This window comes from Pontibacter sp. GD7, assembly GCF_058216375.1.
This window is the reverse complement of sequence record NZ_JBYZMP010000003.1, coordinates 161,271-181,353: the sequence shown is the minus strand read 5'-3', so window position 1 is coordinate 181,353 and position 20,083 is coordinate 161,271. Positions and strand designations below refer to the sequence as shown.

Annotated in this window: 16 protein-coding genes; 7 read left to right on the top strand and 9 right to left on the bottom strand. The window is 49.3% G+C overall.

Annotation, left to right across the window (positions count from 1 at the left end):
* Positions 1-645: 645 nt before the first annotated feature.
* From AC4BAP_RS06300 to AC4BAP_RS06285, 4 genes are all read left to right on the top strand, one after another.
* Positions 646-1,728, top strand: coding sequence for a hypothetical protein (locus tag AC4BAP_RS06300; RefSeq protein ID WP_490581774.1), 1,083 nt, complete (start codon positions 646-648; stop codon positions 1,726-1,728).
* 73 nt (positions 1,729-1,801) lie between these two features.
* Entirely contained in the window at positions 1,802-2,734 is a 933-nt protein-coding gene (locus AC4BAP_RS06295; RefSeq protein ID WP_490581773.1) for a hypothetical protein, read from the top strand.
* A 24-nt stretch (positions 2,735-2,758) separates the two neighbouring features.
* Entirely contained in the window at positions 2,759-3,433 is a 675-nt protein-coding gene (locus AC4BAP_RS06290) for a response regulator transcription factor (protein WP_490581772.1), read from the top strand.
* A gap of 1 nt (position 3,434) precedes the next feature.
* Positions 3,435-4,793 (top strand): sensor histidine kinase, encoded by a 1,359-nt coding sequence (locus AC4BAP_RS06285; protein ID WP_490581771.1) that lies wholly within the window; start codon positions 3,435-3,437, stop codon positions 4,791-4,793.
* Positions 4,794-4,886: 93 nt separating this feature from the next.
* Here AC4BAP_RS06285 and AC4BAP_RS06280 read toward each other — a convergent pair whose 3' ends face one another.
* The 4 genes from AC4BAP_RS06280 to AC4BAP_RS06265 all read right to left on the bottom strand — a co-directional run bounded on the left by AC4BAP_RS06280 (position 4,887) and on the right by AC4BAP_RS06265 (position 8,609).
* Positions 4,887-6,293 (bottom strand): S8 family peptidase, encoded by a 1,407-nt coding sequence (locus AC4BAP_RS06280; RefSeq protein ID WP_490581770.1) that lies wholly within the window; start codon positions 6,291-6,293, stop codon positions 4,887-4,889.
* A gap of 311 nt (positions 6,294-6,604) precedes the next feature.
* On the bottom strand, positions 6,605-7,690 hold the full coding sequence (locus AC4BAP_RS06275; RefSeq protein ID WP_490581769.1) for a DmpA family aminopeptidase: 1,086 nt from the start codon (positions 7,688-7,690) through the stop codon (positions 6,605-6,607).
* A gap of 175 nt (positions 7,691-7,865) precedes the next feature.
* The gene (locus AC4BAP_RS06270; protein WP_490581768.1) at positions 7,866-8,204 is read right to left on the bottom strand and encodes a hypothetical protein; all 339 of its coding nucleotides are present in this window, start codon (positions 8,202-8,204) and stop codon (positions 7,866-7,868) included.
* A gap of 138 nt (positions 8,205-8,342) precedes the next feature.
* Positions 8,343-8,609: a hypothetical protein gene (locus tag AC4BAP_RS06265; protein WP_490581767.1), complete on the bottom strand. Its 267-nt coding sequence runs from the start codon at positions 8,607-8,609 to the stop codon at positions 8,343-8,345.
* A gap of 274 nt (positions 8,610-8,883) precedes the next feature.
* Between AC4BAP_RS06265 and AC4BAP_RS06260 the strand changes: the two genes are divergently transcribed.
* The 3 genes from AC4BAP_RS06260 (at position 8,884) to AC4BAP_RS06250 (ending at position 13,490) form a co-directional block, all read left to right on the top strand.
* Positions 8,884-11,610: a DUF8696 domain-containing protein gene (locus tag AC4BAP_RS06260; protein WP_490581766.1), complete on the top strand. Its 2,727-nt coding sequence runs from the start codon at positions 8,884-8,886 to the stop codon at positions 11,608-11,610.
* Positions 11,611-11,775: 165 nt separating this feature from the next.
* A complete protein-coding gene (locus AC4BAP_RS06255) occupies positions 11,776-12,966 on the top strand; it encodes a putative sensor domain DACNV-containing protein (RefSeq protein WP_490581765.1) in 1,191 nt (396 codons plus the stop codon).
* Positions 12,967-12,968: 2 nt separating this feature from the next.
* Positions 12,969-13,490, top strand: coding sequence for a GreA/GreB family elongation factor (locus AC4BAP_RS06250; protein WP_490581764.1), 522 nt, complete (start codon positions 12,969-12,971; stop codon positions 13,488-13,490).
* A 389-nt stretch (positions 13,491-13,879) separates the two neighbouring features.
* On the opposite strand, the gene hemA is transcribed toward AC4BAP_RS06250, so the two are convergent.
* From hemA to AC4BAP_RS06225, 5 genes are all read right to left on the bottom strand, one after another.
* Complete coding sequence (hemA, locus tag AC4BAP_RS06245) at positions 13,880-15,154, bottom strand: glutamyl-tRNA reductase (RefSeq protein WP_490581763.1); 1,275 nt, start codon at positions 15,152-15,154, stop codon at positions 13,880-13,882.
* 542 nt (positions 15,155-15,696) lie between these two features.
* The gene (locus tag AC4BAP_RS06240; RefSeq protein WP_490581762.1) at positions 15,697-16,761 is read right to left on the bottom strand and encodes a response regulator; all 1,065 of its coding nucleotides are present in this window, start codon (positions 16,759-16,761) and stop codon (positions 15,697-15,699) included.
* A gap of 74 nt (positions 16,762-16,835) precedes the next feature.
* Entirely contained in the window at positions 16,836-18,059 is a 1,224-nt protein-coding gene (locus tag AC4BAP_RS06235) for a sensor histidine kinase (protein WP_490581761.1), read from the bottom strand.
* 14 nt (positions 18,060-18,073) lie between these two features.
* The gene (locus tag AC4BAP_RS06230; RefSeq protein ID WP_490581760.1) at positions 18,074-18,523 is read right to left on the bottom strand and encodes a response regulator; all 450 of its coding nucleotides are present in this window, start codon (positions 18,521-18,523) and stop codon (positions 18,074-18,076) included.
* The gene (locus AC4BAP_RS06225; RefSeq protein WP_490581759.1) at positions 18,510-20,075 is read right to left on the bottom strand and encodes a PAS domain S-box protein; all 1,566 of its coding nucleotides are present in this window, start codon (positions 20,073-20,075) and stop codon (positions 18,510-18,512) included. Before AC4BAP_RS06225 ends, AC4BAP_RS06230 begins: the two co-directional genes overlap by 14 nt.
* Positions 20,076-20,083 lie beyond the last annotated feature (8 nt).

Genomic DNA, 20,083 nt, shown 5'->3' with positions numbered 1-20,083 from the left:
AAAACCAGTAATAACAATACAATGGTAAAATGGTTTTTTAAAAATTTCAGATAGTTTAAGCGGGATCGCATCGTTTTAGTTTACACTTTAAGAACACCAGTTCGACAGCAATCCTTTGCACACAATTAAACAAATGTGCCTTTACAACCTGGTTATTATTACTGAGCTACTAACGTAAAACGCGCTCTTTAGTACTAATGTAGGTAAAATGATATTTAAATGCTTACTGCACCAACTATAATTTACAACCCGTAGCAGGCGGCAAGCTCTTCTCCTGAAAGTGATATGTGCACAACCTGTTAATGTTCAGGAAGTAAGGTGCGGCATACTTAAATATAAATAAAGTGATCAAACCCGCAGAAAATTAGCTTGTTTCGTGCCGGGGCTGGTCCGGTTGTAACTTGTTGGCTATGTACTGCCATTGCCCTGTGCCCGCTAAAAGGTTTTTATATTTGCAGCATTTATACTTTCGGAACCACTTATACAAGATTAATTGTATGGGATATTTGTTAGTGCCCCAAACAGGGAAAAATGACAACCCCCGGAAACATTTTGAAAAAATTTTCAAAAATTTTATTTCTTCATGTTGTCTTCATCTTGACAATATAGTTTTGAAGCATTAACTAATTAAACCGTAAAAAGACAATGAAAAAGATAACGTTTTTTGCTGCAGCCCTTTTAAGCACAGCAACTGTATTCGCCCAGACTAGCAAGACAACTGTAAAATCAAATACAATCACCACCGTACAGGTTTCATCTAACGGGGACGGCCAGCAGGCAAGCGCGGCCGGAACAAGCACTGCCAACGGGGCAACCACAACCGAAACTGCACCTGCAAAAGGCAAAGCCGATGCAAAGGCCGCCATGGGTGGCTCTGCTTCTGTGAAGACCAAGAAAGAGAAGAAAGCACAGGAGAAACCTGCCGACACAGAGCCGACGCCGGAAGAGCCACGCAATGGCAAAGAAAGAAAACCGGTAACCCCGAAGGAAGAAGAGAAAGCCCCTCAGGAGAACCACGGAAAGACAGTATCCGAAACAGCACATAGCGTGAAGGCAACAGTAACTGCTGAAGGCGAGAACCGCGGACAGGCTGTGGCAGAGGTGGCGAAAAGCAATGCAACCGCCATTGCCGCAAAAGGTAAGCAAACAGCCGGAACCGGCGAGCAAGTGGCAGCAGAAGTGGCACAGCAAACGGAGGCAACTGTAAAAGTACAAGGCAAAAAAGCGGAAAACGCTGGTAATGCAAGTGTAAACGCGGCACAAAGCACACAGGTATCTGTTGAGGCCGACGCAGCTGCCAAGGCAAACCAGGGCAAGCAGGTTTCCGTAGATGCTGCGCAGAAAGGTAAAGCCACTGCCAGCACACAGGCTGAAAATGCCCAGGCACAAGGCAAGGCTGTAGTTGAGACCGCACAAGGCACGCAGGAAAAAGGCAAAGAAAAAGGACAGGAAGTAAAAGAGGTGGCCACCGCCAAAGCCCAGGAAAAACCGGCGCAGGTAAAAGCCGAAGCCGCTACCAGAGCTAAAGTTACAGGTGGCGCCAGCCGTGCTGCAGGTGTATCCAGAGCAGCAGGTGCCGCAAAAGTTAACACGGGCGCTGCCACTAAAGCAAACGGTGCAGTAAATAATACTACTAAGGTAATAACGCCGGGTAAATCTAACCGTCCGGTAGAGGTAGGCGGTGCCGTAAAAGTAGGTGCCGGTACTAAAATTAAAGTGGGTAACTAATACCCTTTAAGTTTATATTTGCTCAGCAGCCCTTGCATTGGCAGGGGCTGCCGGGCATTTTTATAACGAAAACATGAAGGCATTCAGGATACATCTGGCTTTGCTGATAACGTTACTGCTAAGTATAAAAGCAGTGGCGGCGGCACCTTTGGCCGAGCCGGATACCACAAAAACAAACTGGTGGGTCATTGGCCTGGAGACTGCCAATAACTCATCGTTCTTCGGCAGGAACACTGCCAAACGCTACCCCTACGTGGCCCCGTCTGTTACTTACATTCACCATACGGGTATTTGGGCATCTGCTTCGGCTTACCAGCTTTTTGGCACCGAAGACCTTGTGGATGAAACTGACCTTTCGGTGGGCTACAGCTTTAAGGTGCGTAAGCGCCTGGAGGTGGACATGAGTTATACCCATTTCATTTTCGGGAAGAACACGCCACAGGTTAACGCCAGCACAACCGATGCACTCTCTGTCAGGACTGCCTACGACTGGAAATACCTCTACACGGCACTTACCGGGAGTTATATAATCGGCAGCGGCAACGATGTGTTCTCGGTTCTGGAGAATTCCAGGTATGTGCCCCTTAATCCTTTGTGGCAGGGCGGCATGCCGGTTGGCCTCGATCCCAAGCTAAGTATAACAGCAGGCACACAGCGCTTTTCTGAGGTACACACCACTACCACCACTACAAAGAAAAACAAGCCGGGCAGCGGCACGGGCAGCAGTGGCCCGGTTGGCGGTATACTTGACCCTCTAAAACCCGGTGGCAGTAACACAGGAGGCACGGGAGGCGGCACCACGGAAGAGACCACCACCACAACCACCACCACACAGGTAAGCAGGTTCAGGGTACTGAACTACGATATCAAGGTGCCTGTGGTGATGTATATCGGTAATTTTGAGATCGAACCATCCTGGCGTTACTCCATTCCGGTAAACAAGCTGGAGGGCGACGAATCAAAAGCACAGTCTTTTTATACTTTAAGCGTAAAATACACGTTCTAGCATACAATTTATCTCACCTTAATTATGCACGTACTCATTGTTGAAGATGAGGTTAGCCTGGCAAATGAACTAAAGCATTTTCTTACCCAGGAACATTACCTCTGCGACTGGGCCTTTACGGGACGTGAGGCCTCAGAGAAGATTGCCGTAAACCGCTACGATTTTATACTTCTGGACCTGGGCCTGCCCGATTACGAAGGCCTGGACCTGCTGCGCGAAACACGGGAACTGGAGCATGAGCCGGCCATTATCATACTTACGGCACGCGGTGCCCTCGAAGACCGCATCGAAGGGCTTGGGCTGGGGGCAGATGATTACCTGCCAAAGCCATTCTCGCTGCTGGAACTGCAGGCACGCATGCAAGCCATACTTCGCCGCAAGTTTAAGGTAAAGTCTACTATACTGGAGTTCAGGGGTATAGAGCTCGACAGCTCCGCCCGCGTTGTAACTTACCAGGGCAAGGAGATCACCCTCACAAAAAAGGAGTTCGACCTGCTGCATTACATGCTGCTGCACCGCAAGCGCATCCTTACCAGGCTGCAACTTACAGAGCATATCTGGGGCAATATCCTGGAAGACAATTACGACTCCAACTACATTGATGTGCACATCAAGAACCTGCGCAAAAAATTGTCGGAGTACATCCCCAACGACTGGCTGGAAACCGTGCGCGGCGTGGGTTACAGGTTAGTGGCGTAGCATGAGGTTACAGTCTAAACTTACGCTGTTCAGTGCAGCATCCAAAATAATCATACTGCTGCTGGTAGTGATGGTATTGCCGCCCGTGGTAAACCGCATCGCCCTGCACAGCACAGATCAGCGCCTGCTCCAGAAAAAGGAGCAGGTGTTTGATATTATCGAGCAACAGGGCATCGAAACGTTCCTTTCCGGTGGCGACAACAATGCCTATGGCAGCTACAACCTGCTGAAGGAAGAGTTCATCTCGATGGAGATCATCGACCCCTCCCGGATAAACAACAGGATAGAGAACACGCTGCGCAAGGTCGAGGATGAAGTGGTAGAATACCGCGTGCTCAGCCTGGCCTTCGAGCTGCACGGCGAAACCTACCTGCTTGAGATAGGCCGCAGCCTGGACACCATCCGGGAAACAAGCCTGACATTGCAGCGCTATGCCTTATACTTTCTGGTGGGGGTAGTGCTGTTCACCGTGTTCCTGGATCTGGCTTTTGTGAAGATACTGCTGCGCCCCATGCGCCTGATACTGCGCAAGCTAAAGCGCATCGGCCACCCCGATACCTTTAAGCCCACTACCCTGCCTACCAATACCAGCGACTTCGTGTACCTGAACGATACTATAAACAAGATGATGGGGCAGGTACAGGACGCTTTCCGGCAGGAAAAGGAGTTTATCGGCAATGTGTCGCATGAGTTGCTGACGCCGGTATCTATTATGCAGAACCGCCTCGAGAACCTGATGGTAGACCCGGACATGCCCGACAATGCGCTTCCAAAACTAATGGAAAGCCAGAAAACCCTGCACCGGCTTAAAAGTATAATTCAGGCACTACTGCTGATCTCGCGCATCGAGAACGAGCAATACCTTAAAAACGAGGACGTGGATATAGAGGCACTGGTATTGGACGTGGTGGAAGAGATAGCCGACCGTGCCGAGATGAAAGAGGTAAGCATCAGTACCTCGCTGCAGGAAGACCTGGTACTGCACAGTGCCAATTACTCGCTGTTGTTCACGATGCTTTTTAACGTGGTAAACAATGCCATCAAGTATAACAAGTATGGCGGTACCATTAATATCAGCAGTCAGTTGGTTGATAAGAAGTATACACTTACCGTAACCGACACTGGCACTGGCATACCTCCCGAACAGTTGCCCAATATATTCAAGCGTTTTAAACGTACCCATGCCCCTGACAGGGAAAGCCACGGCCTGGGCCTTGCCATTGTAAACACGGTGGCACAGTTCCATAAAATTAAGCTGGACGTGCAATCCATACCAGAACAGGGTACCACATTTCGTTTTATACTTCCAAAAGGGCAAGCCACGGTTGAGCCAGCTAAAGCAGTAGCCAGTAAGGCATAAATTTATACTTCATGCAAAACGAAAAAGCCGCACCGGTTAAACCAGTGCGGCTTTTTTCGTAATAAACCTTATAGAGCATTTTTAAAGTCTAACTTAAAATCCGCTTACATTTAAACGACCACCCGTTACGCATTTGCCTGCCAGCGAAGCCGTAGGCAGTGCACTGCTCATGATGGCATTTTTGATAGCGGCAGCCGTTGCACCCGGATGTGAAGCTGCATAAAGCGCCACGCCACCAGTTACGTGAGGTGTTGCCATAGAAGTACCATTGTAAGATGATAATGTGTTATAGGCTGTCGTAGACCAAATACCAGAACCTGGAGCACCGATATCCACAGAAGTTGCGCCATAGTTAGAGAACGACGACTTGGCACCAGACGAAGTGATGGAAGCCACAGCGATCACATTGTCAAGGGTATAGTTAGACGGATAGCTTGCCGTAACATCGTTGTTATCTCCCACGCCATCGCTGCCACCATTGCCGGCTGCTGCCACAAACAGAATATCTTTAGCCTGCGCACGCTGTATGGCATCGTAAAGCGCCTGCGAGTAGCCGCCGCCACCCCACGAGTTGTTGCTTGCCACGATGTTCATGCCATGGCGGTTTTTCAGGTCAGTCAGGTAATCCACGGCTTTGATGGCATTGGCAGTAGTACCACCTCTGCGGCCCAGGAACTTACAGGAGATCATGGTTACGTTCCAGTTAACGCCTACCACACCAGAACCATTATTCACAGCACCGATAGTACCCGCTACGTGCGTTCCGTGGTCGTCGAGGTTACCTTTAGAGCCGCCGTCGTATACTTTATTGTTGTTGCCATCAAAGTCCCAGCCATTCACATCATCCACGTAGCCGTTGCCGTCGTTGTCAATGCCATCCACCGGGTCGTATGGGTTTGTCCAGATGTTGGCCGCCAGATCCGGATGATCAACCTGTATCCCTTCGTCAATTATACCAACTACTACAGACGATGAACCAGTGTTGCCTGCAGCCCAGGCTACGCCGGCATGACTGCCAAACTGATTAGCCGGAGTCGTGCTGCTACCATACATGCCCCACAAAGAACCGTTGGTATAGTATGGGTCTGAAGTGGTGGCACTGTGTGTATAAATGTAGTTCGGCTCTGCATACTCTATTTCAGCGGCTCCTTTCATTTTGCCCAGCGCTTCCAGTGCCGCCATTGGCGTGTGCACCAGTGTCAGGCCTTCCTTGTCGCCGAAGCGCTCCATGGTTTTGGTAAGAATGTGCTCTTTAACCTTGCCGCTGATACGCTCCAGGACTGCTGCCTTTGCATCTGCGGAAGTGCCGGCTTTAAACTTCACCAGCACCTCATTAGGCACAAACTGCTGCGTTTGCTGCTTCATAGCCTGTGCCTCATCCGATAGGGCAAAAGTCTCATCTTCCATTAGGGTTTCCTGCTCGCAGGAGGTAAACAGAGCAGCAGACACTACCGCAAGGGCTAAAGCAGATCTTCCTGCCTTGAAAAAAGTATTCTTCATACACTTAATTGTTTAAGGTGAGAAATAAGTTAGATAGGTAAATTGAATCATATAATTCAATTATATCAAGGAAGGTTTACATACAAAAGTAACATGGCACATACGAAGAATTGAATATTTGAAAACCGCCTCCGTTACTCGTTTTTATACTTTCACCTATAAAAAAATGTACCCAAAACCATGTTCAAGGTAACATCGGGTAAAGTATAAAAAATAGTTTAACGCCGACCTCGCAGCGTGCGCAGCTCCTGCGAGGTCGTCTTGGATGCGAGGTCGTCTTGGATGAAAGGTTGTAGTATATACTTTTATACTTACCGCTTCAGCGCATTGTGCTTTTTCATGAGCTTGAGCACGGTATCGACAGGCAGGGCCTCTACGGTGCGCTGCTCTTTGCCCTGGGTGGTTTCGGCCATGAAAAGTGAGTTGATGATGGCTTCTTCGGTTGCCTCGATCACGGCCAGGAACAGCGGCGACACTTCATCGTTGCGGAGAAGGGTTACCGTTTGGGTTTTGGCATCGGAAGTATAAGGTATGCGCAGGTCTGTGTGCGTGGAGAAAGCGATAACGTAGTCGCCGCTGCCATTGGAGGCAATACCGCCGGTTTTAGCCAGGCCCATCATGGCACGCTTGGCCAGTCGTTCTAAATTTCGGGCATCCAGAGGAGCATCAGTGGCCACCACAATCATGCACGAACCATCTGCCTTTTCAGTGATCTGCTGCCTGAAAGAAAACTGGTTCAGCTCCTCTCCTACTGGCACACCATCCACCTGCAACACGCCTCCGAAATTGCTCTGCACCAGCACACCCACCGTGTAGCCGCCCAGGCTTGCCGGCAAGCGCCTCGATGCTGTACCAATGCCACCCTTAAAGCCAAAACATACCGTGCCTGTGCCGGCTCCCACATTTCCCTCTGCCACCACACCATCCTTAGCCTTTGAAATAGCCTCCAGCACATGATGCTCCTTCACGTGGCGGCCGCGTATGTCGTTCAGGTAACCGTCGTTGGTTTCGCCTACCACTGCATTCACCGATTGCACCTGCTGGTTTCCGGGCAGCTGCAATGTATAATCCACCACGGCATTCAGGGCGGTGCCCACGCTAAGCGTGTTTGTAAGTATGATCGGGGTTTCGAGGTTGCCTAGTTCCTGCACCTGCGTGCTGCCGACCAGTTTGCCAAAGCCGTTGCCCACATACACCGCCGCCGGCACCTTCTCCTGGAAAACATTGCCTCCGTGAGGAAGTATAGCTGTAACACCGGTGCGTATGTTTTGGCCCTGAACCAGTGTAGTATGGCCCACTTTAACGCCCTGCACATCTGTGATGGCATTGTGGTTGCCAGTAGGCAGCACACCTATCCTGATGCCGAGTTCTCCTGGTCTTTTCCTGGTTTGCGCCATGGTTAGTGTGGTAAAACACACCAGTAAAGTAAGTACTAGAATGCCTCTCATTTGATTTTTTGCCTGACTGCCTGTCTAAAAGTATGATATTTTCTGACACAGGCAAATACTGAATTGCATCAATTCCGTGCTGCTGCAATATTCAGATGATGATACTGGGATGTAAGTTAAGCGTTTACCAGGCGTGGCTGTCCATGTCTTTGCCCATACTTTTCACCTGTTTCATAAAGCTCTCTACGGTGTCGTCGGAGTAAGTGCCAAATGCATCTGTAAGTGTGCCTTTGTGCCCGTTATCCGTTTCCAGCACATATAGTATAGACATGTCGTCGGGGTTACTCTCGCCTTCAAACCGGAAAAAATTCACGATCTGGACCTGATCGGGGGTATAGGTTTCCTTGCCATCCATGGCGCGCATGTGCTTGTCGTCGGTGATCAGGTACTCTTCGGTGTAGCCCTCTTTTTTGAGCTCGTCCAGTACATTTACCATGGATGTAAGTTTGTTATTATCCTGCATCTTTCTGAAGTTTAGTGATGGTTAGCTTTATACGATCATAGCCTCAAAGTGTCGTCCAGAGGCAAGTTTTAAGGCCCATGTTTGGCTTGTCCAACTCCAGGGCTTTCGGCGCAACAGTGTTATTTGTAGCCGGGCATATTACCAGTTGTTGTGCAGGTTGGTGTTTTCATCCCGGAGCTGTTCGCTGTCAAGCCGTGTCAGATCTCCGGTTTCCAGGTTCCTGCTGCTAATATCAGTTTCTTTTGAGGCGCTTTGCTCTTGTGCTGTTTTGTTTGTTGTGCTTTTATGCTTCTTGTGAGGTATGGTTCCGGTTCTAAGCTGATTTTCAGATAAAGTATACTTGCCAATTCCAGGCTCGTAGGCTTCGTCTGGTTGCAGGTCCTGCTCATGATGTCTGCGCTTCATTTTCCTCTCTCCTTTTCAACGGTTACACATTAACTTTTATACTTTTTATCTACACTTCTTTACGAAAGCGCACGTATACCGGCTAACTATCCCGAGCTGTGTTCACTCAACAGTCTATACTTTCCCGCTGCAATCTCTTGATATCCAGCCTAATAAAAGTTACAATAATCAAAATTATACTTGCTTAAGTGCAACAGATTTAAAAAACTGAAGTATAACCTATTTTGGATTACACTGCAAAGCAAGTTTATTAATACCCCTAGTTCCGCGCGCTATGAAACAAACTTACCATTCGCCAACCTGTATACCGGAAAACCGTCCAGCCCTCAATTGGACAAGTATACCTACAGCCTTGTCGTGCTATAAATCTCTGGTTCTGGGGCTCCTTCTATTGTGCTGCTTTAATGCACATGCCCAGTTTAGCAGGCAGTGGGTAAGTCAGCCTATCCTGAGCGGAAACGAAAGCAGACAGGAGTTTACAAGCCAGGTAACCGACAGGCAACAGAACATCATAACGGCTACTTTTAATGGCATCTACCGCGAAACCTATCACATTGCACTTACCAAGCACAACCCCAAAGGACAAAAGCTTTGGAGCTCAGTTTACCTTGATGAAAAATCGGAATGGGACCAACCTGTGGGAATAAAAACTGATAGCGAAGGCAACATTTACCTGCTGGGCTGGAGCCAGCTAACAGATGATGATGGCACATTTTTTATCGCAAAGTATACAGCCAACGGCAACAAAGCATGGAGCCGCCCTGTTGGCCGCAAGCACATGACAAGACATGCATTTGTAGTTTCTGAGACAGGAGAAGTATACGTCACCGGGAGTAAGAACGAGAGTATAGGCGAATCTTCACGCATCTTTAAATTTAACCCGAACGGTGAGGAGGCCTGGTCCACGGATTTTATTGGCTTTGATGGCAAGGGTGGTAACCCCACCGCACTGGCACTGGACGGCAGAGGCTCTTTATTAGTGGGTGGAAGCCTGGAAGAATATACACCCGGTAGTCCGTCACAATATAGTGCGCGGCTACTTAAACTAAACGCACAAACCGGTGCAAAAACCTTTACGGGCAACTATGTTTCTGATGATGTAACGTTCAAAACAGACTATGAGACCCTGAGCCAGGTGCTTGTAGCTGAAAGCGGGAATATATACCTGGTTACCCAAAGGGATGGCTTATACCTATACCAGGTGCTGCTCTATAAGGTATCAGAGGCAGGCGACCTGAAATTTACAAAAGCCGTCGGCGCCACCGATGAATCTACGCACATGGAAGCAGTGCTAAGCCAAGACGAACAGATTACCATACTTGGCAAAGAGCTTAAGTACAGAGACATTTGGGACTATTTCCTGACCGCCTTCAACAGCTCCGGCCAGCGCCAGTATTACCATAAGTATAACGAGTATAACCAGCAAACCTCTGATATTAAACGGGTGGTACCCTCAGACCTGGGCTTATCGCCTCATGGAATTGTTGCTATAACAGGATACCGGGATGTAGTGCAACGGCCACCAGCCTGGTACTTAGACCCAATCGTAATTGCACCGGCCAGGGCCACCACCATACTCTACAACACTACCGGCAACACCACCTGGACAGAGACCCGAAGAAGTATGGCTGATGAATGGCAAACAGGCTATGGGCTGGATTTCACCTCCGACAGGAGCTTTTACTTGTCGGGCAGACAAATGACTGGCGGCAACCTGGTAGTGTCCCGATACACCAATTGCAACGATTTTACGGTAAGTGCCACTCAGAATAAAACAATCTGCGCAGGAGGAGAAGTAAAACTTGAAGCTGCTGTAAGCTCCGGAGCGGCTACTTACTCCTGGTCGCCGGCTACGGGCCTTTCGGCTGGCAACGTGGCAAACCCGGTGGCCTCTCCTTCCCAAACTACCACCTATACTGTAACTGCTATCAATGCGGAGGGATGCACCGCCACGGCACAGGTTACGGTAAATGTCAGTCCGGTACCAACAGTAAGCATAACGGCTGGCTCAGCTACATCTTTCTGCCAGGGGGGCAGCGTTGAGCTAACAGCCGTTACCAGTACAGGCATTAGCGGTTACCAATGGTTCCGCAACGGAGATGAGATAAAGGACGCCACCTCTTCCAAGCTGTTGGTAAATACCAGCGGAGCCTATAAAGTACGCGTGTCCAATGGAACCTGCTCCGAGACATCAGTTGTAAAGGAAGTGAGCGTTCTGGCCAGTATCACCGATAACATCATCCTGAGAAACCAAAGCATTTGCAGTGGCGGAAATGCAGCAGCCCTTGTGGGGGAAACACCAAAGGGCGGTAACGGCACATATACTTACCAATGGCAACGCAGCACCAACGGCAGTAACTTTACCGACATAGCCAATTCTAATACCAAAAACTACGAAACCGGGACTCTACAATCCACTACCTGGTTCAGGAGAATAGTAACTTCAGGTAGCTGCTCTTCTACCAGTGACCCTGTGAAGATTACCGTAAACCCGATGCCGGCCGTAAGCCTGAGCACTTTTGAGCAGACCTGCCACAACGCAGCCGCCTTTAACTTAAGCGGGGGCTCGCCTGTTGGGGGCACTTACACGGGCAAAGGTGTGGCAAATGGGAAGTTTTATCCTGGTGAGGCTGGTCCGGGCATACACACCATAACCTATACTTACACCTCACCTGAAGGCTGCACCGCCAGTACAAACCAAACCATAACCGTCACAAATTGCTCAGTTACCAGTATTGATGACGATGACCTGAAAGTACCGGTATCCATCTACCCGAATCCTACAAGCGGTCGCGTTTCTGTGGAGGTTAATTTTGCTACCGGCACTGATGCCACCCTGCGGTTAACCGACCTGAGTGGCCGGGTGATCTATACCAAAGAATACCGGAGACAATTTAAGTTGCAGGAAAGCCTGTCGCTTAAAAAGGAACCAAGTGGCATATACTTATTGCAGCTTATCACAAAAGACGGGACTATACAACGTAAAATTGTGCTGCATTAGGATGTAAGTGGAGGACTGGATGCTTAATTCTAAGTTTTAAATTTTGAGTCCTTGCTCGTCTCTGGTGAGTGTGGGCAAACCGGGGAACACGATTGCCTTGGCACTGCTCTAGTAGTTTGTGAATCAAGCCTGTGCACCCTAACTATTCAGGCACGTATGGGTTTAATGAGTAAGGTATATGTTTTAAAGCTTATTGGCCAGACCCACATGCAGGCAACACGCACCACCACTTACCAGGCAGCCCAGACTGTAGCCTTTACCATTGAGGCGCATTTTGCCGGCTTACTGGAGGCAGAAATGCAGCTACAGACCAGAGATCTGGCACCTGAACCGCCAGCTACACACATCGAGCTTATACTTGATACGGCTTTCTGGGCCAGTCTGCGGCGCGAGGAAGGCATTTCTCCGCGTATCTCGTTGGCTTATGTACCGCCGGAACAAGTACCGCAGCCCCTTTTGCTGGGGCAGCGCTTTCCCTTAAACTCTGCTATCCTGACTAAGATCGCACCGGGCGTGGAACGGCCGGGCATCCATCTGGGCGTGTGGCACGAAGACGGTGAACTGTACATCTGGGGCACAACGAGCACGATACCGGGCTTGTGTATGGTAGTGGATGTATCGGAACCGGGGTTGCTAGTGATCAAACACCGCAGAGCCGACGGGTTCGGTAAATTTGTGAATGTTGCCGTACTGAAAGGCGACCAGGTGAAGCTGGTGGATGAACAGGCTGCCCACATCCCGGACTGTCCTTCGGTGCTTACATCGCTGCTTCGCTTTAAATCAGCCTACATCCAAGACAGCACTTATAATATACTGGTGCAGCTGGCTGTTTCGATGCGGGCACATAAACGCGGCGGTATACTTTTAGTGGTGCCTGCAGCCGACGAAGCCTGGCAGTACTCCATGGTGCAGCCAATGGCCTATACCGTGCAGCCTGCCTTTACGCTGCTGGCCGACCTCTTGCAAAAAACAGAAGCAGAGCAAGATAAAGTACATGTGCAGGAGGCTATCCAACGTGAAGTGGACATGATTGCCGGCCTCACCGCCATTGACGGGGCCACCGTAATCAGCGACAAGTATGAGCTGCTGGCATTTGGAGCCAAGATCGGAAGGCTGCAGGGCAACGACCCGGTAAAGGAGATCGTTATGACAGAACCCGTTGTGGGCGGCAAAGCTGTAAGGGCACACCCCTCGCTGAAAGGCGGCACGCGCCACCTGGCAGCAGCTCAGTTTGTGCACGACCAACGTAATGCCATCGCCCTTGTAGCCTCTCAGGACGGGCGTTTTACCGTTTTTTCCTGGTCTACCTGCGATGAGGTGGTACAGGCACACAGAATAGATACCTTATTACTTTAAGTATGAGCAGAGCATTTGTAAAAGAAGACAATGCCGGCCAGATGCCAATCATTCCGCCGAGGGCAGCCTTGCCACCGGGCGTGCCCAACTATGTAACACCACAAGGCCTGGAGCAATTACACCAGGAACATGCTGAGCTGGAAACAGCACGCTCAAAAGCCGAGGCAGCCCGTGACGACGAAGCAGAAAGGACACGACAGCTGACCATACTTAACAGCCAGTTAAGCGCTTTGAATGCCCGCATCTCTACAGCCAGAGTAATTGATCCAAAAGATCAACCAAAAGATGAGGTTCGGTTTGGCGCCACCGTAACGCTGCAGACCCTGAGCGGAGGCAAAACCGGCTTCACCAGAACGTTTACTATTGTGGGTGTGGATGAGGCATCAGTAGAAAAAGGCCTGATCGCATTTGTTGCCCCGATAGCCCAGGCGGTGCAAGGCTTAAAAGAAGGCGAAAAAGCTACCCTGCAGTTTGGCCGGAACAAAGAAGAAGTGATGGTGAAGGAGATCAGGTATGCGCACTGAAATGCTACCTACACATTTTCGTCTTATCCTGACGAATCGAATAAAGTACACAAGTTGCGCGATACGTTGGTTATGAAAATGCTCAGCTAAAAATTTAACCCAGCTTTAAGAGCTATACTTGCTAACTCTTTAGGGGTGGGTTTATACCCAATGCCGTCAACTTAAGCCAAAAGCTCTTTCGGACTTCTTTGTCCGAAAGCAAAACTGCCAGGGGACATCCTTGTCCCCGTATTCTGGAATGCGGACAAGGATGTCCGCAGCAGCTTAAGACCCGGACAGGGATGTCCGGATCAGCTATGAATTATTCTAAAATTGACGGCATTGGCTTTACACCTGCCTGGTTTACCCTCCAAAATCAGAACTTAAGCTAAAGTAGCAGATTCTACAGCTTACTGCACGAACGTGCTTTCCTTTTCGAGGTTAAACAGCGCATACAGGCTCTCACTTAGAGCCGCTGCGTTTCCGCGCTGGCAGGCGGCTTTCAGTTCTAAGGCGGGCAGCTTTACGATCTTGTTCAGTATACTTTGCGTAACGGCTTCCACGAGTTGGGCTTCCTGTGGGTTTAGCTTTTTCAGGTAGCGGGCTAGTTCCTGTTGCCGTATCTGCTCCAGGTGGCTTTTGAGCTGTTGTATTACCGGGGTAAAGGCGTTTTCGTTTGTCCAGGCAATAAACTCATCAACAGCCTCTTTGATAATCAGCTCCACTTCCGGAATAGAGGCTAAGCGTTTTTCCAGTGCCTCTGTAGTTCGGTTACGAATGGCATCGATGTTGTAAACTGAGCATCCTGGCAGGTTGTTGAGGGCCACGTCTATACTTCTGGGTACCGAAAGGTCAAGGAAGATCTTCGGCTTAATGCAGGGCTGTAACTCTTTAACTTTATCCGCTGAAATGAAAAAGCAGTCTCCCGGCACACTGCTGATCACCACATCTGCTTTCGCTATCTCTTGCCAAACTTCTTCCCAGTACACTACACGTGCACCTGTTTTGCTGGCAAACTCCAGGGCCTTGTGGTGTGTTCTGTTGATGATGGTGATCTGCTCTAACCGCGACTTCTGAAAGTTAAGGCAAACTTCCCTTCCAATGTCTCCTACTCCAATCAGCAACACAATCGGGTTATGCATTTTATGTGTCAGTTCTTCCACCATCTCCACGGTGGCAAAAGCCACAGAAGCAGCCCCGTCGCGGAAATTGGTAGCGTTTACGGTTTTCTTGTTGGCATTAAAGATCGTGTGTAGCAAGCGGTGCAGAAAAGGCCCGGCCATATCGGCATCTGCAGTCCACTGGTAGGCATGCTTCACCTGGTTCATGATCTGCATATCCCCCACCACCTGCGACTCCAGGCCAATGGCTACTCTGAACAAATGCGTTATGGCAGCAACATGATCCGTAATGGATGTAAAGTATGGAAGTATGGCTTTGGTGGCGATAAAGCCTTTCTCGATGGCAAGCAGCTTTACAAGTTCCTTTGTGAGGTCCTGATCCGCTACATAGTATACTTCGGTGCGGTTGCAGGTTGAGAGCACCAGCGCTTCGGAGCAGGTGGTAAACTCCTTTATCTTATCCAGCAGGTTACGACAGCCAATCTCGTTGAGGGCTACCGCCTCACGTACAGCTATGGGTGCGTTTTTATAGGATAGGGTAATTGCTCTTAACTTGCCTTGCATCTTTTAACTGTTTTAAGCTACAAAGTTCTGTAAATAAGGAAGCTAAAAAGATGACATTGCTCAGTTTTAGGGATGATCTTGCGCAGAAGTATAGATTTAAATTACTGTCTTGATCCATACTTTTGCAGTTCCGTGTCCAACCACCCCTGGCCCCTCAGAGCTTTGCTGTTTAGTTTCAAACCCGCGTTAATCTAAGGTTGTGAATTTCTGCAGGTGTAAACATCCCCCTACCCCCTTGAAAGGGGGACTCTTCTGCCGTTGCTTCCGAGAAAGTATAAATTTTATAGCTGTGATTGTTGTGTGGACAGGTCGCGACCTGTCCGAGGTACAGCCTTAGCTATAAAACTTAATTAGCAGTTGAGCAATGGCAGATCCCCCCCTCCTGTTTTTAGGAGGGGCCGGGGGAGGTAATTCCCCTCTCGAGAAGGCCCAACGGTGGTTGGACAAGTAATGCAGCCAGACGCTCGCGGGACCTTCGGACACCGCGAGGTCTTTTAATGCTGTTCATCAATAAATCTCTAAAATCCCCTTAATCACCGGTCTTAGTTACGCATCCGCTTTAGCTTATCGCTGTTGATGATGGTGATCTTGCTGCCCTGGCTTTTGATCAGCTTTTCGTCTTTAAAATCAGCCAATGTGCGGATAACCGTTTCTTTGGAGGCACCAACTATGCTGGCGAGGTCTTCACGGGAAATAGCTACCTGGGTTTCGGCATGGCTAGGGTTGCCGGCATACTGTTTCTCAACAAAAAGCAGCGCCTCTGCTACCCTTTTTCTCACAGAGTTGTAGGCAAGCTTTAACAGACGCTCTTCCCTGTCAGCCAGGTTATCCGACAGTATTTTAATAAACTGGTTTGCCACCAGTCGGTTGTTGTGGAGCAGTAAAAAGAAATCCTCTTTCGAGATTACGTAGATTTCCGAGTCTTCCATCACCACCGCCGACTCACGGTAGGCATTCTCCTCGATCAGGTCCAGGTAACCGATAAAGTCTCCGGCTTTGTACAGGTTTGTGATGTACTCACGCCCCTCCTCATTAGACTTATAAGTTTTTACCTTGCCCTTGTTCAGAAAGTATAAGGCTGAAGGGTAATTCCCCTCCAAAAACAAGGTCTGTTTCTTTTTATAATGCTGCAGTTTCTGTTTTTCAGATGTGAGCTTCTCGAGGTTCTCCTGCCCTTTAGCCTCATGCAGAAAATCGCTCAGGCCATCGGCATTTTTCTGGAATCCGGCTTTCAGGTTTTCATTTTTCTTCAGGCGCATTTCTACCGCGTCCAGCAGTTCCAGGTCATCAAAGGGTTTTATCAGGTAGTCATCAGCGCCCAGGTTCATACCTTTTCTGAAGTCTTCTTTCTCCGACTTTGCCGTTAGAAAAATAAAAGGAATGCTGGCGGTGCTGGTATTGCCACTAAGCATGCGCAGCACACCGTACCCGTCCAGTTGCGGCATCATGATATCACAGATGATCAGGTCAGGGAGTTCGCGCTTGGCCAGGTCCACGCCTACTTTTCCGTTCTCGGCTTCCAGCACTTCGTAGTTGGCAAGTGTTAAAATCTCGGCGATATTTTCACGTATCTCGTGGTTATCTTCAATCAGCAATATCTTTTTCATCTGATCTGGGTTGATGTTTATGTACTTGGCAGCAGCTTTTGGTTTTCTGCTTTAAATTTTCTGTGATTATACTTTTACTCCTGGGGCAAGGTGACTGTAAATGTAGTGCCCTTGTGCAGCACGCTATGATAGTTTAAGGTGCCACCCATAATATCTACATATTTTTTTACAATGTTAAGCCCCAGGCCCGTGCCCTGGATATTGGTTACGTTCTGAGCCCGGAAAAATGGTGTGAACAAATGCACCTGGTCTGCATCCGGTATGCCAATACCCTCGTCCTGTACTTCAATCTTAATGTTATTGTCAGTGATAGCGGTTGTAAATGTTATCTGCTTGTGCTCGGCAGAATACTTGCTGGCATTGGAAAGCAGGTTTAGCAATATGTTTTTTAGCAACTGTTTATCCAGGTAGGCCTTCTTGTCATGGCTCTGGTGCTCGTAATTGATTTTCTGTCCCAGCTTCAGCACTCCCTGCGCTTCATCGGCTACTTCAGAGGCAAAGGCTTCGAGGTCAAAAGTGGTGGGTACATTGTAGATCTTCCCCTCCTCAATGCGGCTTATCGACAAAAAGTCGTTCAGAATACCGGTCAGGTTGCTCACCGCCGATTTTATCCTGTCCACGTGTTTCATGCGTTTGTCGTCCTCCTCGGTGGTTTTATACTTGCTTATCAGCGACACCGACGATAGCACGGTACTTAATGGCGTCCGGAACTCGTGGGAGGCAATGGTTACAAACCGCGACTTTAGCTCGTGCAGTTCTTTTTCCTTTTGCAGGGCCTTGCGTACCTCCTGCTCCGCCTCGTACAGGCTTCTGTTGGTCTGCTCCAGTTTCTGAATGGCGGTGCCCAGCTCCTGCGTGCGATCTTTAACCCGTTGTTCCAGTTCGGTATTTAACCGCTGTATAACAGCAAGGCTCTTGGCATGCTCTATACTATAGCGTATAGCACGCTCCAGCTCGTTCGGGTTGAGGGTGCCTTTTACCAGGTAGTCCATGGCCCCGGCGCGCATGGCTTTCTCGTCGGTTTCACGGTCGCTTTGGCCAGTTAAAAGTATAAACGGAGCAGTGCTTCCATGCTTTATCGCCTCGCGTATCAGTTCCAGTCCATCGTGTGCACCCAGCCGGTAGTCTACCAGGTAAATGTCATGCCGCCCTTCCGCAATAATGTCCAATGCCTCGTTAAAAGACCCTGTCCAGTCGAGCACGTAGTTTCGGCCCGGTATATCGTCTATGATATCCCGGGTGATGATGTAATCGTCCTCGTCATCGTCGATGAGCAGTATGCGGATCTTTTCGGCCATCCTGAATTGATCTTTTATAGTTTAGGCAGTTCCACTATTTCAAACCAGTATTTGCTTAGTGTGCGCATCACATCCACCAGTGACCCAAATGTAACCGGCTTGGTAATGAAGGAGCTAACGCCTAAATCGTAGGTTCTTAATATGTCTTCCTCAGCCTTTGAGGTAGTGAGCACCACCACAGGTATAAGTTTAAGACGGTCATCTGCCTTTATTTCCTTTAGCGCCTCCCGGCCGTCCTTCTTCGGCATGTTGAGGTCTAAAAGTATAAGCCCCGGCGTAGGGTACTCGTTCTTGTCGGCAAATTTGCCTCTGTGGTGCAGGTAATCCATCAGCTCTTCGCCGTTCTCCACAAAATGGATACTGTTTTTCAGGCGGCTTTCTTCCAGCGCGTCCTTCACCAGCATACGGTCCTCTTCGTCGTCGTCGGCGATAAGTATAACGATCGATCTTTTATTCTCGCCCATGGTTTTCTATTTCCTCAGGATGTTTAATGGCTAATGTAATTATAAAGCGGGTGCCTATACCTGGCTGGCTCTGGGCTGTAATGTCACCGCCGTGCCTGATGGCTATTTTGCGGCAAATGGCCAGGCCTATGCCCGAGCCCTCATACTTCTGCCCTTCCAGTCGCTGAAAGATGTTGAAGATGCGGTCCAGGTACTTTTCGTCGAACCCGATGCCGTTGTCCTCAATATAGATCTCGGTCAGCTCGTCGCCGGGAGTGGCCGTGAGGTGCGCCTGGCGCTGCAGGCTTTTTGCGTAAATGTTAATGATCGGGCTTTCGTTCTCTTTTCTAAACTTGATGGCATTGCTCAGCAGGTTCTGGAAAAGCTGGCGCATCTGAGTTGGCTCAGCCTCTATTTCCGGTAATGGCGAACGAACTATCCTGGCACCTGTTTTCTCGATGGTCACTTCCAGGTCCGAGATTACTTCTGTCAGGATATCATCCAGCTTCACCTTCACAAACGGCTTGGATTTAGTAGTTACCCTGGAGAAATCAAGCAGGTCGTTTATCAGGTTCTGCATGCGTGATGCCGCGTTCAGCATTCGGTCAACGTAATCCTTCCCCTGCTCGCTCAGGTTATCGTATTCTTTACTCAAAAGCCTGTCGCCGAAGGCCTGTATCTTGCGCAGCGGCTCCTGCAGGTCATGCGACGACACATAAGCAAAGTCCTGTAATTCGCGGTTGCTCCGTTCCAGTTCGGCTGCGTAGCGGCGCAGGCGTTCCTCGGTTAGTTTTTGCCGGGTGATGTCGTGCACAAAACCAGTGTATACTTTGCGGTCCGCCAGTTGCACCTCACTTATACTTAGGTAAAACGGAAAAATAGAACCGTCTTTGCGCATACCGGTAACTTCTCTGCCGATGCCGATGATGCGCTTTTCACCTGTAACCTGGTAGTGATGCATGTAGCTGTCGTGCAGGCTGCGGTCCGGCTCCGGCATCAGCACATTTATACTTTTACCCAGCAACTCGCTTGCTTCATACCCGAACAGTTTGGCTGCCGACGGGTTCACCATTTCTATGACGCCACGGGTGTTGATGGTAATAATGCCATCCACAGCGCCCTGTATGATGGAGTTGATCTTGTTCTCGCTTTCGCGCAGGGCGGCCTCTGCTTTTTTAAGCTCTGAGATGTCGTGCACAATGCCTGTAAAGATCTGTTTATCCTTCAGGTTAACCTCGCTTATACTTAACAGAAAAGGGAAAACGGTGCCATCTTTCCTCATGCCCAGCACTTCGCGCCCTATGCCGATGATCTTACCGATGCCCGTTTGATGGTAGTTTTCGATGTATCCGTCGTGTTGGCTGCGGTCCGGCTCCGGCATCAGCATTTTTATGTTTCTGCCGATCATTTCTTCGGGGCTGTATCCAAAGATGCGGGCAGCAGCCGGGTTTACAGTTTCAATAATGCCTTTGCTATCGATCGTGATGATGCCATCGATCGCTGTATCGATTATTGCCTTTAGTCGTGTGCTCTGCTCCAGGCTATTTTCGTAAGTGTGTGCGGAATCTTTCAATCTTCAGT

Excerpts from the sequence above, each read along its gene's own strand:
- AC4BAP_RS06240 (WP_490581762.1), bottom strand. The coding sequence starts at position 16,761 with ATGAAAAAGATATTGCTGATTGAAGATAACCACGAGATACGTGAAAAT.
- AC4BAP_RS06280 (WP_490581770.1), bottom strand. The coding sequence starts at position 6,293 with ATGAAGAATACTTTTTTCAAGGCAGGAAGATCTGCTTTAGCCCTTGCG.
- AC4BAP_RS06285 (WP_490581771.1), top strand. The coding sequence starts at position 3,435 with ATGAGGTTACAGTCTAAACTTACGCTGTTCAGTGCAGCATCCAAAATA.
- AC4BAP_RS06260 (WP_490581766.1), top strand. The coding sequence starts at position 8,884 with ATGAAACAAACTTACCATTCGCCAACCTGTATACCGGAAAACCGTCCA.
- AC4BAP_RS06290 (WP_490581772.1), top strand. The coding sequence starts at position 2,759 with ATGCACGTACTCATTGTTGAAGATGAGGTTAGCCTGGCAAATGAACTA.
- AC4BAP_RS06235 (WP_490581761.1), bottom strand. The coding sequence starts at position 18,059 with ATGGCCGAAAAGATCCGCATACTGCTCATCGACGATGACGAGGACGAT.
- AC4BAP_RS06295 (WP_490581773.1), top strand. The coding sequence starts at position 1,802 with ATGAAGGCATTCAGGATACATCTGGCTTTGCTGATAACGTTACTGCTA.
- AC4BAP_RS06270 (WP_490581768.1), bottom strand. The coding sequence starts at position 8,204 with ATGCAGGATAATAACAAACTTACATCCATGGTAAATGTACTGGACGAG.
- AC4BAP_RS06250 (WP_490581764.1), top strand. The coding sequence starts at position 12,969 with ATGAGCAGAGCATTTGTAAAAGAAGACAATGCCGGCCAGATGCCAATC.
- AC4BAP_RS06275 (WP_490581769.1), bottom strand. The coding sequence starts at position 7,690 with ATGGCGCAAACCAGGAAAAGACCAGGAGAACTCGGCATCAGGATAGGT.
- AC4BAP_RS06265 (WP_490581767.1), bottom strand. The coding sequence starts at position 8,609 with ATGAAGCGCAGACATCATGAGCAGGACCTGCAACCAGACGAAGCCTAC.
- AC4BAP_RS06255 (WP_490581765.1), top strand. The coding sequence starts at position 11,776 with ATGAGTAAGGTATATGTTTTAAAGCTTATTGGCCAGACCCACATGCAG.
- AC4BAP_RS06230 (WP_490581760.1), bottom strand. The coding sequence starts at position 18,523 with ATGGGCGAGAATAAAAGATCGATCGTTATACTTATCGCCGACGACGAC.
- AC4BAP_RS06300 (WP_490581774.1), top strand. The coding sequence starts at position 646 with ATGAAAAAGATAACGTTTTTTGCTGCAGCCCTTTTAAGCACAGCAACT.
- hemA (WP_490581763.1), bottom strand. The coding sequence starts at position 15,154 with ATGCAAGGCAAGTTAAGAGCAATTACCCTATCCTATAAAAACGCACCC.